Source organism: Lactobacillus sp. YT155, assembly GCF_030504545.1.
Taxonomy (GTDB): Bacteria; Bacillota; Bacilli; order Lactobacillales; family Lactobacillaceae; genus BQUT01.
In genome coordinates this window covers 197,234-211,236 of record NZ_JAUKWP010000001.1, presented here as the reverse complement: position 1 = coordinate 211,236, position 14,003 = coordinate 197,234, and the positions used below count along the sequence as shown (strand labels likewise).

Annotated in this window: 12 protein-coding genes; 10 read left to right on the top strand and 2 right to left on the bottom strand. The window is 34.7% G+C overall.

Annotated elements, in window-relative coordinates:
• Positions 1 to 10: 10 nt before the first annotated feature.
• Complete coding sequence (locus tag Q2T76_RS01100) at positions 11 to 952, bottom strand: glycosyltransferase family 2 protein (protein WP_302083301.1); 942 nt, start codon at positions 950 to 952, stop codon at positions 11 to 13.
• A gap of 278 nt (positions 953 to 1,230) precedes the next feature.
• Here Q2T76_RS01100 and Q2T76_RS01095 point away from each other — a divergent pair, with 278 nt between their 5' ends.
• From Q2T76_RS01095 to Q2T76_RS01070, 6 genes are all read left to right on the top strand, one after another.
• Positions 1,231 to 2,943, top strand: coding sequence for an ABC transporter ATP-binding protein (locus tag Q2T76_RS01095; RefSeq protein ID WP_302083299.1), 1,713 nt, complete (start codon positions 1,231 to 1,233; stop codon positions 2,941 to 2,943).
• The gene (locus tag Q2T76_RS01090; RefSeq protein ID WP_302083297.1) at positions 2,943 to 4,724 is read left to right on the top strand and encodes an ABC transporter ATP-binding protein; all 1,782 of its coding nucleotides are present in this window, start codon (positions 2,943 to 2,945) and stop codon (positions 4,722 to 4,724) included. Before Q2T76_RS01095 ends, Q2T76_RS01090 begins: the two co-directional genes overlap by 1 nt.
• A 124-nt stretch (positions 4,725 to 4,848) precedes the next feature.
• A complete protein-coding gene (locus Q2T76_RS01085; protein ID WP_302083295.1) occupies positions 4,849 to 5,493 on the top strand; it encodes a YdeI/OmpD-associated family protein in 645 nt (214 codons plus the stop codon).
• Complete coding sequence (locus Q2T76_RS01080) at positions 5,493 to 6,032, top strand: DUF1697 domain-containing protein (RefSeq protein ID WP_302083294.1); 540 nt, start codon at positions 5,493 to 5,495, stop codon at positions 6,030 to 6,032. Before Q2T76_RS01085 ends, Q2T76_RS01080 begins: the two co-directional genes overlap by 1 nt.
• Positions 6,033 to 6,077: 45 nt before the next feature.
• Positions 6,078 to 6,935 (top strand): aldo/keto reductase, encoded by an 858-nt coding sequence (locus Q2T76_RS01075; protein WP_302083291.1) that lies wholly within the window; start codon positions 6,078 to 6,080, stop codon positions 6,933 to 6,935.
• A gap of 108 nt (positions 6,936 to 7,043) precedes the next feature.
• A complete protein-coding gene (locus tag Q2T76_RS01070; protein WP_302083289.1) occupies positions 7,044 to 7,709 on the top strand; it encodes a CPBP family glutamic-type intramembrane protease in 666 nt (221 codons plus the stop codon).
• 22 nt (positions 7,710 to 7,731) lie between these two features.
• Here Q2T76_RS01070 and helD read toward each other — a convergent pair whose 3' ends face one another.
• Entirely contained in the window at positions 7,732 to 9,993 is a 2,262-nt protein-coding gene (helD, locus tag Q2T76_RS01065) for an RNA polymerase recycling motor HelD (RefSeq protein ID WP_302083287.1), read from the bottom strand.
• Positions 9,994 to 10,268: 275 nt separating this feature from the next.
• Between helD and trpS the strand changes: the two genes are divergently transcribed.
• The 4 genes from trpS (at position 10,269) to Q2T76_RS01045 (ending at position 14,003) form a co-directional block, all read left to right on the top strand.
• On the top strand, positions 10,269 to 11,282 hold the full coding sequence (trpS, locus tag Q2T76_RS01060) for a tryptophan--tRNA ligase (protein WP_302083285.1): 1,014 nt from the start codon (positions 10,269 to 10,271) through the stop codon (positions 11,280 to 11,282).
• 95 nt (positions 11,283 to 11,377) lie between these two features.
• Positions 11,378 to 11,839 (top strand): MarR family winged helix-turn-helix transcriptional regulator, encoded by a 462-nt coding sequence (locus Q2T76_RS01055; protein ID WP_302083283.1) that lies wholly within the window; start codon positions 11,378 to 11,380, stop codon positions 11,837 to 11,839.
• Positions 11,832 to 13,283, top strand: coding sequence for an MDR family MFS transporter (locus Q2T76_RS01050; protein WP_302083281.1), 1,452 nt, complete (start codon positions 11,832 to 11,834; stop codon positions 13,281 to 13,283). The genes Q2T76_RS01055 and Q2T76_RS01050 overlap by 8 nt, the downstream gene beginning before the upstream one ends.
• The gene (locus Q2T76_RS01045; RefSeq protein WP_302083279.1) at positions 13,284 to 14,003 is read left to right on the top strand and encodes a DUF4811 domain-containing protein; all 720 of its coding nucleotides are present in this window, start codon (positions 13,284 to 13,286) and stop codon (positions 14,001 to 14,003) included.

The window sequence follows — 14,003 nt, the reverse complement described above, 5'->3', positions numbered from 1 at the left end:
AAAAGCAATCCTATTTTTCAGGATTGCTTTTTTCTGTTTCTTTAACAATATAGATGGGACGGTTTTTAGTTTCGTTAAAAATTTTACCAATATACTCGCCTAAAATTCCTAAGCAGAGTAATTGAATTCCACCAATGAAAAGAATCAAGGCGATGATTGATGACCAACCACTAATAGCAATTTCCGGTGAGAGAATTTTTCGAATAATAATCCAAATAATTCCAATACCGGCTAAAGTTGAAAATAAACCACCACTCCAAGTAGCGAGATGTAATGGAGCACTTGAAAAATCAGAAATACCATTAATAGCGTATTTTAAGAGTTTCCAAAAAGACCAAGATGTTTCGCCGGCAACGCGTTCACGATTAGTAAATGAAATAAATTTTGTCTTGAAACCTACCCAACTGAATAATCCTTTAGAAAAACGATTTGTTTCGGACAATTCAAGAATTGAGTCAACCATTTGGCGAGTCATTAAACGGTAATCACGAGCACCATTGACCATTTTTGTATCAGATATCTTGTTAATTATTTGATAGAACTTTCTAGCGAAGAAACTACGGATAATAGGTTCACCGTCGCGATTTTCACGGCGAGTTGCTACACAATCGTAGTCATCGTTTTCAATTAAGTCAATCATTTCGGGAATTAACTCTGGTGGGTCTTGTAAGTCGACATCCATAACTGTCACTAGTTCACCAGTTGAGGCTTGTAATCCAGCATAGAGTGCAGATTCTTTGCCAAAGTTTCTCGAAAAGGAAATGTAGCGAACATTGTCATGTTCACTAGCGAGCTTACGTAGTTCAGCTAGGGTTTTATCTTTTGAACCATCGTTAACAAAAATATATTCTAATTGATATTTAATTTGAGTTTGAATTTTTTGTAATTCTTCATAAAAGATGGGAATTGTTGGTTCCTCGTTATAACAAGGAACAATTACAGAAAGTTTCATGGTGTCTCCTCTACTTATATGTACACTAGCTATAGTATAGCATTTTTCATAAATATTAATGGTTGAATTTATTGATAATTTTTTCATTTTTCACACATATTACCTTGACACACACAGTATATAATTATAAAATGCTATTCATATTGTTATTACATAATTTCAATTATCACGAAATAATTCTGTTTTATTGAAAATATGTGTTGATAAATGTGATATGCGGTATTAGAATAGTAACTCTGATACAAAGTGTCAAATCTATAGGAAAGAGAGTTGATTTGGTGTCTTTATTAAAGCAACATGTCAAACCATACATAGGTATTTTATTAGTATCTATTATTGCAACAGCTTGTTCTGTCGTTGCTACTTTATGGCAACCTAAATTACTACAGAATATTTTGGAGGCAATCATGAAGGAAGACCAAAATGATGTTAATCATTATGGAATTTATCTTCTAGTAATTGCTACGATTGGACTAATAGCAGGAGTTATTAATACAATAGCTTCCGCAAGTACAGCTCAAGGAATGATTGCTGATATTCGTGAGACTGCTTTTAAGAAAATTCAAACATTCTCATTTGGAAATATCGAAAAATTCTCTGCTGGTAATTTAGCTGTTCGTCTAACTAACGATATGAACCAAGTTCAAAACTTAATAATGATGGTTCTACAAACTATCATTAGAATTCCTTTCTTATTTATAGGAAGTTTTGTCTTAGCCATGAACTCGATTCCTAGTCTTTGGTGGATTATCGTTGTCTTAGTTATTTTGGTTTTTGTGATTACTTTCCTATCATTTGGAAGAATGGGAAAACATTTTGGGGCCATTCAACGATTAATTGATCGCACCAATAATCTTGCTAAAGAAAACTTAATGGGTGTTCGAATTGTTAAGTCTTTCGTGCAAGAAGAAAATCAAGATAAGAAATTTAAAGAAACTAGTGATGAACTAGAAAAACATACAGCTTCAGTTGGAATTTTATTCTCAATCATGATTCCAGCATTTATGTTGGTAGCTAACTTAGCAGTTGTAGCTTCAATTTACTTTGTTGGTAATTTAGTTGATAGTGATCCACAAGCAGTTGCTGCTATTGCTTCATTTATGAACTACTTGATGCAAATCATGATGTCTATCATCATGGGTGGAATGATGATGATGGGAGCTTCACGTGCTGCTATCTCGATCAAACGTATCAATGAAATTATGAACACACAACCTGATATTACTTTTGTCGATGCTCCTGACTATGATTTAGATGGATCAGTTGAATTCGATAATGTCAGTTTCAGATATTTTGGTGAAGACCAAGATACACTTAAGAATATTTCATTCTCAGTTGAGCCTGGTGAAATGGTCGGAATTGTTGGCGCAACTGGTTCTGGTAAATCAACTCTAGCCCAATTAATTCCAAGATTGTTTGATCCTCAAAAAGGTTCAATCAAGATTGGTGGTAAAGATGTTAAGCAACTAAATGAACATAATCTTCATTCATCTGTTGCCATGGTTCTACAAAAAGCTATTTTGTTCTCTGGAACAATTGCTGATAATTTGAAGCAAGGAAAATCTGATGCAACCGTGGAAGATATGCAACGTGCTGCTAAGATTTCTCAAGCTGAAGAATTTATCGAAGAAAGACCAGAAAAATATGATGACATCGTTGAAGAGCGTAGTGCTAACTTCTCTGGTGGACAAAAACAACGTCTATCAATTGCCCGTGGTGTTATTGGAACTCCTAAGGTATTGATATTAGACGATTCAACTAGTGCTTTGGATGCTAAATCCGAAAAACTAGTTAAAGAAGCTCTTGATAAGATGACTGGAACTACTAAGTTCATCATTGCTGAAAAAATTTCCTCAGTGGTAAATGCTGACAAGATTTTGGTTATGAATGATGGTGAATTAGTTGGTGTTGGTACTCATAAAGAGTTAGTCGAAGGTAATGATATTTACTCAGAAATCTTTGAAACTCAAAAAGGAAGGAGAGATAAATAATGCATGAATTTAGAGACTCGATGAAATTTTTCTATCGTTATTTAAAACAATATAAGTTATCTTTCCTTGTCGCACTTGTGATGACAGTTATTGCTGTGTACTTACAAGTTCAAGCACCAGTATTTATTGGTGATGCTTTGAACAAGTTGGTGAGTTATGCAGGAATCAAAATGACTCATGCGCCAGGAGCAGATCACGCCTGGGACTTATTTATCGGTGTGATTTGGTCACTACTTCTTTACTACGTATTTAATGCGTTAGCAAACTTTATTCAATCAATTGTTCTATCTATCTCAATCGCTAAGTCAACTAATGAGATGAGAACTGGATTGTTCTCAAAACTTCAAAAATTGACCGTAGCATTCTTTGATCGCAAGTCTGACGGTGATATCTTAAGTAGATTTACATCTGATTTGGATAACATCTATAATGCGATGAACCAAGTTCTATCACAATTAATGACCGGAATTGCTCTTTTAATTGGGTTATTGATTATGATGTTCGATAAGAATGCACAACTAGCATGGGTGACGATTGCGAGTGTACCAGTGTCAATCATCTTGGCAGCTTTCATTATTGTCAAAGCTCGTAAGTATGTTGATATTCAGCAAGATGAAGTTGGTAAGCTTAACGGTTATATCAATGAAAGAATCACTGGTCAAAAAATAATTATCACTAATTCTCTACAAGAAGAAACAGTCGAAGGTTTCAAGGTTCATAATGAACAGGTTCGTAAAGCAACCTTGAAAGGTCAAATTTACTCAGGAATGATTTTCCCAGTTATGCAAGGGATGTCCTTAGTGAATACGGCGATTGTTATTTTCTTTGGTAGTTATTTGGCAGTTCATGGTGATATTGATAAGACAGTTGCGCTAGGATTAGTGGTAACTTTCGTTCAATATTCACAGCAGTTCTATAATCAAATTGCTCAACTTGCATCTTCATACAGTATGATTCAGCTAGCTATCACCGGTGCTAGACGTGTTGATGAAATGCTTGATGAAACCGAAGAGGTAAATCCTCCTAACGGAATTCAAATAGATGGTGTTGAAAAAGATATTAAGTTGGAGAATGTTGACTTCCAATATTTACCTGACAAACCAATCTTAAAGGATGTTAATATCCAAGTTGATAAAGGACAAATGATTGCTCTGGTTGGTCCTACTGGATCAGGAAAAACAACTGTTATGAACCTAATGAATCGTTTCTATGATGTAAATAAAGGTTCAGTGAAGTTCGATGATGTTGATATTCGTGACCTTGATTTAGGGTCATTAAGATCACATGTCGGAATTGTTCTACAAGAATCAGTTCTGTTCAGTGGTACAATTCGTGAAAATATTGCTTTTGGTAAGCCAGATGCAACAGATGAAGAAGTCATTGCAGCTGCTAAGCAAGCACATATCCATAGCTTTGTAGAAACCTTGGAAAAGGGCTATGACACTAAGGTAAGTGAAGAAAACAATATTTTCAGTACTGGTCAAAAACAATTGATTAGTATTGCCAGAACTATTTTGACTGACCCATCATTGTTAATTCTTGATGAAGCAACAAGTAACGTTGATACAGTTACGGAAGCAAGAATTCAAAAAGCAATGAATAACGTGATTAAAGGACGAACAAGTTTTGTTATTGCCCATCGATTGAAAACTATCTTAAATGCAGATCGTATTATTGTGCTTAAGTATGGTGAAATCATCGAAGAAGGAAACCACGAAGAATTAATGAAAGAAAATGGCTTTTATGCTGAATTGTATAATAATCAATTTGTCTTCGAATAGAATAAAAAAAGAAGAGTGGCTTCGGGAGAAGTTGCTCTTTTTTATTTGGACAGAGATGGTTATTACATTTTAGAAGATTGCCAGCCACATGCTATAATGAAAGAAAAATTTTTAGGGAAAACCCATGGCTGAAAAGACAGTAGTTGAGAAATTAAAACTAGAAAAATATCAAAATCCAATTGTCATTAATTCAATTAATGATTCTTTAGTAAAAGATTTGAAGGCAAAAATCGATCAACTTGAATTAACGGAATTAATGATCATTTTTGTAAAAAATATTGGTGAAATGAAAGACTATTTCGAGCAGACGGAAGATTTAATTAAGGAAGGTGGATTGCTAGCATTTGCCTACGCCAAAAAAGGTAACAAACTATATGATTCGTACGTACATCGTGATGAAATTTTTCCAATGCTGGAAGTGGATGACGCTGGATACCCTAAAGGAAGTCTTCTCAAATTCAACCGAATGGTGAAATACGATGATAACTTCACTTTAGTGGCTTTGAAAAAAACCGCAAAACATGAAGTATACAAAAAAGATGGACGAGTGGATGACTACAAGAAGTTTATTCCTGAATTAATGAAACAACTTGATGATAAGACTCGAAAGTTGTTTGATGAATTAACTCCAGGATATCAAAAAGATTGGGCAAGATATGTGTATAGTGCAAAGACTGAGACAACTCAACAAAAACATCTTGAAGAAATGACAGATATTTTAAAGCAAGGATATAAGACGATTAATTTGTATCGTCAAGGAAAGAAATGATGACAAAATATATCGTATTATTGCGAGGAATCAATGTTGGTGGTAAGAACAAAGTGCCAATGGCAGAGTTGAAAGAAGTCCTTGCAACCAAGTTTGAAAATGTTTCAACGTATCTAAATACCGGAAATATTATTTTAGAATCTACTTACCCAGAAAAAGAAATTCAACAGTTAGTTCACGATGTAATCCTACAAGAATTTGATTGTGATGTTTTAGCTCACTGTATCAGCGCGAATGACTATCTGGAAATGATGGAGAATTTGCCAGAGTGGTTTGGTGTCAATAAAGAAGATAAGAATAATCTCATTTTTGTCATTGCTCCTTATACTGGTGAGAAAATGATTGCAGAAATTGGCAAAGGAAAACCTGAATTTGAGCAGGTTGATTACTTCAAGAACTTCATTTTTTGGACGGCACCACTGAAGACTTTCAGTAGAAGTCGCTGGTCAAAGATTGTCGGTACTGAGCAGTATCAATACATTACGATTAGAAATTTTAATACAACGAAGAAAATTGCTGAACTAATTCAAAATAAGTGAGTTTTTTGGCGTAATATAATATGATTCATGTTGGAGGTAACAATTATGACAAATGTACCAAATGTAAAATTAAATAATGGTGTTGAAATTCCGCAATTTGGATTAGGTGTCTACAAAATGAAAGAAAAATCCGAATTCATGGAAGCTATCAAGTGGGCTTTTGAAGCAGGGTATCGTCATATTGATACAGCAGCTTATTATGGCAACGAAGAGTGGCTTGGTGAAGCAATTAAAGAATCTGGAATTGATCGTAAAGACTTGTTCATTACTTCTAAGCTATGGAATTCAGAACACGGATACGAAGAGACTAAAGCAGCATTTGAAAAGACAATGAAGAAACTAGATTTAGATTATTTAGATCTATACTTAATTCATTGGCCAACTGCTAACTATGTAGAGTCTTATAAAGCTATGGAAGAACTTTATAAAGCTGGACGTATCAAAGCTATTGGTGTTTCCAACTTCCAAATTCACCATCTGGAAGATTTGATGAGTCAAACAGAAGTTGTTCCAGCAGTTGATCAAGTTGAAACTCATCCATACTTCCAACAAGATGAGTTACGTACTTTCTTAAAAGCTAATGGCATTGCTCATGAAGCCTGGGGTCCATTAGGACAAGGAAAGAACACAATTTTGACTAACGAAGTCTTAACCACAATTGCCGAAAATCATAATAAGAGTGTGGCTCAAGTTATTCTTCGCTGGCACATTCAACGTGATACGATTGTCTTTCCAAAATCAGTTCATCAACAAAGACTAGCTGAAAATATTGATATTTTTGACTTTGAATTGTCAAACGACGAAATGAATCAAATCAAACAGTTAGAAACTGGTGAAAGGTTCGCTACCAGTCCTGATGACGAGGAATTTCTTAAAGCATCAGCCCAAAAGAAAATTGACTAACTAAAAAAGAACTAATAACGATTAGTTCTTTTTTTAATTTTCTATAAAGATAAGACCAACAACTGACATACTTTAAGTATAATGGTTTCTAAAGTAGGTATATTTATTATGAATAGTGTTGAATCAAAAGGAATTACAGTATCGCGTTACGTGTTCTGGCTATTGTTCGCTGGAATTACTGCCTTTTTAAAAGAATCGTCAGTTGACCAGAGTGGGTTAAATGTAAAAATAGCAGCTGTATTTGCAGTATTTGGAATCGTAAGTTCTTGGATTATGTCACATCGCCAAGGAACTGAAGAAATTATTCTTAGAGAACCGAAAATTTATTTTCGTGATACGGTTTCACAAAAATTCGGCGTGATTATGCTAGTTGTCGTATTGATTGGACTGGTTCGAATTGGAGTTACGGTCTTACAAATTAAAGGTTACTTGCCAAAATTCTATAATGATTATTACATGAGTGGTGATCAAAGAGTTCTCTTGTTCAATATGGCAGCTAACGTGCTAATTTTGTCATATCAACAAACGATGGTTTCTCAAGTATTCTTATATAATTACTTCTGGCGTAAACGCACTGGAACCTCATACGTTCTAGGAATGATTATGAGTGGAATTGTTCTAGCGATTATTAGTTTGACAACCACTTATCAAGAATTTATTTTGTATTTCCTATTGGGAATGGTTTACACTATCATTTACCGTCGAACTCGTGACTTCAAAGTGACCTTACTATTGATTATTTTCAGTAATGTCTTAGGAGCAATTATCGTTTAAAAATAAAAAAAGCTAGCTGCGGCTAGCTTTTTTTGTATAGTTTCGAATCGATTTTATCAAGCACTGGAGAAAAATCGCCAACACTGGTAACTATTAAATCGTGCATGGCTCTAGTAAAAATAGTATATAGAATATCAAGTTGGTTTTCTTTAAAGTCTTGATTAATATTGTCAGCAATTACCGCATCGAATTCTAGTCCTTTGGCAAGATAAATTGGCAAAATTAATAATCCGGATTTCAACTTACGATTTTGATCACTGATTAAGGAAACATCAATGTGCTCTTTTAGTTGATCGTAAAGATATTTTGCTCGAACATTTGAAGTAGTCAGTATAGCAACAGTATCATTTTGATTCGTTAATTCATGATAAAGTTCAGGCAATGATTGAATATAAGTATCCTCATCAACAAATTGTTTAAGCTGGACAAGGTTACCACTGCGGGAGAATGTTTTGATTTTTTGTCCATGAGGCAAGATGGCTTTAGCAAAGTCGGTGATGTCTGCAGTGGAACGATAGCTCTGGTTCAATGTAATTAACTGGCATTTTTTGTCAGAAAAAATATCTTGTAAGCTATCTAACCGATTGTTTTCTACATAAGTTGAAGCAAAAATATCTTGTGAGAAGTCACCTAGTAATGTGAATTTACTGTTAGGAAAAGCAAATTTCAAATATTCAAAGACACTAGTTGGGTAGTCCTGCATTTCATCAACAAAAATTTGTTGAATACTATAATTTGTGCCGGTTTGCGTAATTAAATCACGAATCAATAACACCAAGATGGCATCACTCAAATCAATTTTATGAGCTTCAATATTATCGTTAAGATTATCAATCATCATTTTCCAAGCAGTTGAAGAGATGGAGTTTGGTTGATTAGCTTCTAAGAAGCTGGCATAAGCTTTATAAGGATTCCAATAGAAGTCATTAAAAATACCATTGTAAATTGTTCGATAACGCTCTTTGAGAAATTTTTGTGATAAGAATTCACGTTGTTTCTCGGAGTCTTCGATTTGATTATCCTTCAATAATTGTTGAAAGGTTAAGTCGTCTAGATTATCAATTTCGTCTTGAACCCACTCGTCCATGGCATCAAGCTTAATGCGTTTTTTCAGTTCTTTAATTAATTGATTTTTAGTTTGAAGATAACGGGTGCCAATAGGTAGACGTGTATTTAAAGAATCAAAAATACTTTGAATATGTTCATGACTAAAGAAAATCTCATCTTCAAAGTAGATATCTTCAAAATTTAGTTTTAGATTATTGTCACTAAAATATTGTTTAACATCTAAAAAGAATGACTTACTTTCCTTATGATTACGAATTTCTTTAGTGGTTTCGGGAAGACTGTGGAGGTCTTTTTCAAAACGTTCAAATAGTGATTGAACTTTCACGCCATACAAACGCCGAGATAAGAAATCATCTAAGGTAACTTGACGCATATTATTCTCACCAAGACTTGGCAAAACTTGAGAAATATAATTACTAAATAATTTATTAGGTGAAAAGAGAATCATATTGTCGGAGTTTAACTGACTGCGACTATGGTAGAGCAAATAGGCCACACGTTGAAGAATTGCAGAAGTTTTACCAGAGCCAGCAGCACCTTGGACGATAAGGACGTCGGAGGTAGTGTCACGGATGATTGTGTTCTGTTCTTGTTGAATAGTAGCGACGATATTTTTCATATACTCGCTACTTTTTGATCCAAGGGCATTTTGTAGAATTTCATCACCAACGGTTTCGTTGGTATCAAACATATTTTTGATTTTGTTATCTACGATATTGAATTGTCTTTTTAAAGTTAGTTCAACTTCTTTAGTTTCTTTAGGTAATTCGTATTTAACCTTACCAAGTGTTCCGTTGTAATAAAGACTGGAGATGGGAGCACGCCAATCGTGAATTAAGAAATCATTGTTGTTGTCTTGAAGGGTGCTTGTCCCAATGTAAAAAGTCTGGTCTTGCCCATCTTCAGTTAGTTCGATTTTTCCAAAATAAGGAGATCCCTGCAGAGATTTTAATTGCCGGTCTTTATGATTCAAGACTGTTTCGTTTTCTAAAGCCATAGAGATTAATTGCTTTTGCTGCTGAACAGAAGCATTGGTTTCCATTTGATCGTCGACTTCTAAAGTATTAACACGAGTATTGGCACCATAAGTGGTTTCAATTTCTTTCGTCCGCTTTTTTGCATCATCTATCTTGGTTTGAGTTTCAACAAGTTGTTCATCAATAATTTTAGCAACAGTGTCGACACGTTTTTGTTCTTGGGCTTTAGTTTTAATCATTTTCCCTCCATGATTGACAAAAGATTTGGTAGTCGGTATGCTAGTTATTAATTCAGTGAGAATATTATAGTTTTTTTAGAGTACTAATTCAATTAATTGTTACAGAGAATGAGATATTTGCTGAAAATCTTATCGTTGTTGAATTGGGAATTGGATATAGGTGGTGCTTTATAACCATGAGAGGTAGATAATTCTACGAAAACAGGTGGCACCACGCAATAGCGTCCTATTACATTAAGTAATAGGGCGTTTTTTGATTGAAAGGGAGAATACAAATGACAAAGAAGACAATTTTGACAGGTGATCGTCCGACAGGAAGATTACATATTGGACATTACATTGGTTCATTGAAGAATCGTGTAAAAATGCAAGATGAAGGTATTTATGATACTAATATCATGATTGCTGACATGCAGGCATTGACTGATAATGCTAAGAATCCAGAAAAAATCCAAAAAAGTATTGTTGAAGTGGCGTTAGATTATTTGGCTGTGGGGCTTGATCCAGAAAAATCAACAATCTTTGTGCAGTCACAAATTCCAGCACTTAGCGAACTAACTATGTATTATTTAGATTTAGTTACAGTGTCACGCTTGGAAAGAAATCCAACCGTCAAAAATGAAATTCAACAAAAAGAATTCGGACAAAGTATTCCTGCCGGATTCTTAACTTATCCTGTTAGTCAGGCAGCAGATATTACGGCCTTTAAAGCAGACCTCGTTCCGGTTGGTGATGACCAAGAACCAATGCTTGAGCAGACTCGAGAAATTGTTCGTTCATTTAACCATACCTATAATCAAGATGTACTTGTTGAACCACAAGGAATTTTTCCTCCTAAAGGACAAGGCCGCTTGCCAGGTTTAGATGGTAATGCCAAGATGAGTAAATCCTTGAATAATGCGATTTATTTGGCCGACTCAGCTGATGAATTACAAAAGAAAGTCATGTCAATGTATACTGATCCTAATCACATTCGCGTTGAAGATCCCGGACAAGTTGAAGGGAATACCGTCTTCACCTATCTAGATGTCTTCGCACCTGATAAGGAAGAAGTTGCCAAATTGAAAGAACAATATCAGGCTGGTGGTTTAGGTGATGTGAAGGTTAAACGTTACTTGAATGAAATTCTCCAAGCCGAATTTGAACCAATTAGAAAACGTCGTGAAGAATTTGCTCAAGATGTCCCAGCAATTTATGAAATGTTAAAACAAGGTAGTCAAAAAGCTAATGTTGTTGCAAATCAAACATTGCAAGAAGTGCGAGAAGCTATTGGTGTCAACTATTTTTAAAGAACCCGCAAGGGTTTTTTATTTTCGATAAATAACACTTGATTTTTTCAAGAGTAAGAGTAAAATAATCCTGTTTTCAAAAAAAGGAGAAGCTTGTGGAATTAGGACAAAGGATTTTTTATTTGGCTCGTCAAAAAGCAATGTTTTTAAAGCAAGTCGCAAAGGATGACAATTTTAAAATTATTGAATTGGCAATCATGGGTGTAGCAGAACACCACCCAGGAATTAGTCAAGAAGAAATTAGAGACATTGTTCAGTTTGATGAGGCTAGTGTAGCTCGTTCGCTAAAAGACTTGGAAGCCAAGAAGCTGATTACTAGGGAAGTTAATCTGGAAAATAAGCGTCTTAAAAAGGTCAGATTAACTGAAGCGGGAACGAAGTGCACGAAGCATTTTAATGAGATTTTGAGTTTTTGGGATAACGAACTCTTAGAGGATTTGAGTTTAGAAGAACGTCAAGAAATTGAAGAACTTCTGGACAAAGCAGCTCTCAATTCCGAGAAACTAAGAGTAGATAATATGTTAACAAAATGGAGGGGACGTAAAAATAATGAGTAATACAGATATCGATGGTAAGGCATACAACCGAACTTTTATGGTTGCCTTACTTCTAATAGGTACGTTTTGTACCGTATTGAATCAAACAATTCTTTCAACCGCATTTCCAACCCTAATGAAAGAATTTGATGTTTCAACTTCAACAATTCAATGGTTAACCACCGGATTCATGATGGTGAATGGGGTTATGATTCCGGTCAGCGCTTGGTTGATTAATCGTTTCAAATCAAAGTGGTTATATCTATCAGCCATGAGTACATTTCTTATTGGAACAATCATTTGTTTTGTTGCTGACAACTTCACAATAATGTTAATTGGACGTTTGGTTCAAGCCTTGGGTGTTGGATTATCAATGCCACTTCTACAAACAATTATGCTATCAATTTTCCCTGCCGAGAAACGCGGTGTTGCCATGGGGATGGCTGGACTTGTTATTGGTTTGGCACCCGCAATTGGACCAACTCTTTCCGGATGGGTAATCGATAACTTATCATGGCGTGATTTGTTCGGAATGATTATTCCAATTGTGTCACTAGTAATCATTGGAGCATTTTTCTTCATGAAAAATGTACTTCCTACTAATAAAGAAAAACTTGATGTGATGTCATTCATCTTATCAACAATTGGTTTTGGAGCATTATTATATGGTTTCTCAACCGTTGGTGACAAAGGTTGGTCATCAATGCAAGTTCTTATTCCTATCTTAGTTGGATTGGTATTGATTGTTATTTTTGGATACCGTCAACTTAAGATGGACAAACCATTCTTACAATTACGAGTATTTACTTCCCGTGAATTTACCATTGCCGCAGCGCTATCATCAGTTACGAATATGGCAATGGTCGGGGTAGAAATGATTTTACCAATGTACCTTCAAATCGTTAAGGGATTATCGGCCTTCCATTCAGGATTAGCTTTACTTGGTGGAGCTGTCATGATGGGTATTATGAGTCCTATTACTGGTCGAGCATTTGATAGATTTGGTGTTAAACGTCTAGCTATTACTGGTATGACATTATTAACAGTAGGTACAATTCCATTTATTTTCTTAACCAAAGATTCTTCAACTCTATATTTAACTGTTTTGTACGCGGTAAGAATGTTTGGTATTTCAATGGTTATGATGCCTGTTACTACTTCAGGTATGAATTCATTGCCTAATAATTTAATCAGTCATGGTACTGCGGTAAATAACACTACGAGACAAGTATTCTCTTCCATGGGAACAGCTATCTTGATCAGTGTGTTATCAAACGTTACTACTAATAATATGCCTGCTAAGCATCTGCTTAAAGAACTTCCTTTGGTCTATAAAAATGATGCGATTAATGCAACATTAACTGGTTATCACGCTGCCTTTATTGTGGCAATTCTCTTCTGTGTAATTGCTTTAGGGTTAACTTTCACACTAAAGAATAAAAAAGTTGCTAAGGAGGCTAAATAAATGATAATTTTCACTTTAATAATATTTGTTCTCTTAGCTTTTATTAGTTTCGTATATCTTCAAAACAAAACTTTGAGTAATATTCTCGGGGGGATTTTCTTAGTTTTGATTATTGCTAACATTTCATTAATGATGTTAAATGATCACAATCACTTGGGGATGAAAGAAGTAGTTGAAAATAGAACTGTTGATATCGTTTCTGCCTCACCTAAAAAAGGTATGAATATGTTGTTATACAAGCAAGTTGGTACAAAAGGCAAAGAGAATGTCTATATCTATCGTACAGATACTAATCAAAAAAAGCCTAAGCACACTGTGGCAGAGTCATATGTCGACAATAAAGTTGTGAAGACGACTGATGCTAATCAGCTAGTTCAAAAATCAACTTATCGTGTTTACAAAAATGATTTCATGAGATTCATGTTTGGTATCTCAGGTAATGATCATACTTTGATTGCTCGCAAGAATATTTTTTATGTCAACAAAGATTGGCTCGTACTTTCGACAAATCAAGCCAAAGTCTTACAAAAGAAAATGAAGAGCAAAACTTACCAAGCTCAATTAAAAGCTGACGGAAAAGTTTATGTTCAAAAAGCTGTTATGGCTGCGATGATGCAAAATCCACAAATGACCGATGTTCAAAAAGATCGTGTTGTTAAGGATGCAACTAAGCAGTTCCAGATGATGAAAATGGAAGAATTAATTAAAAGTATCAAATAA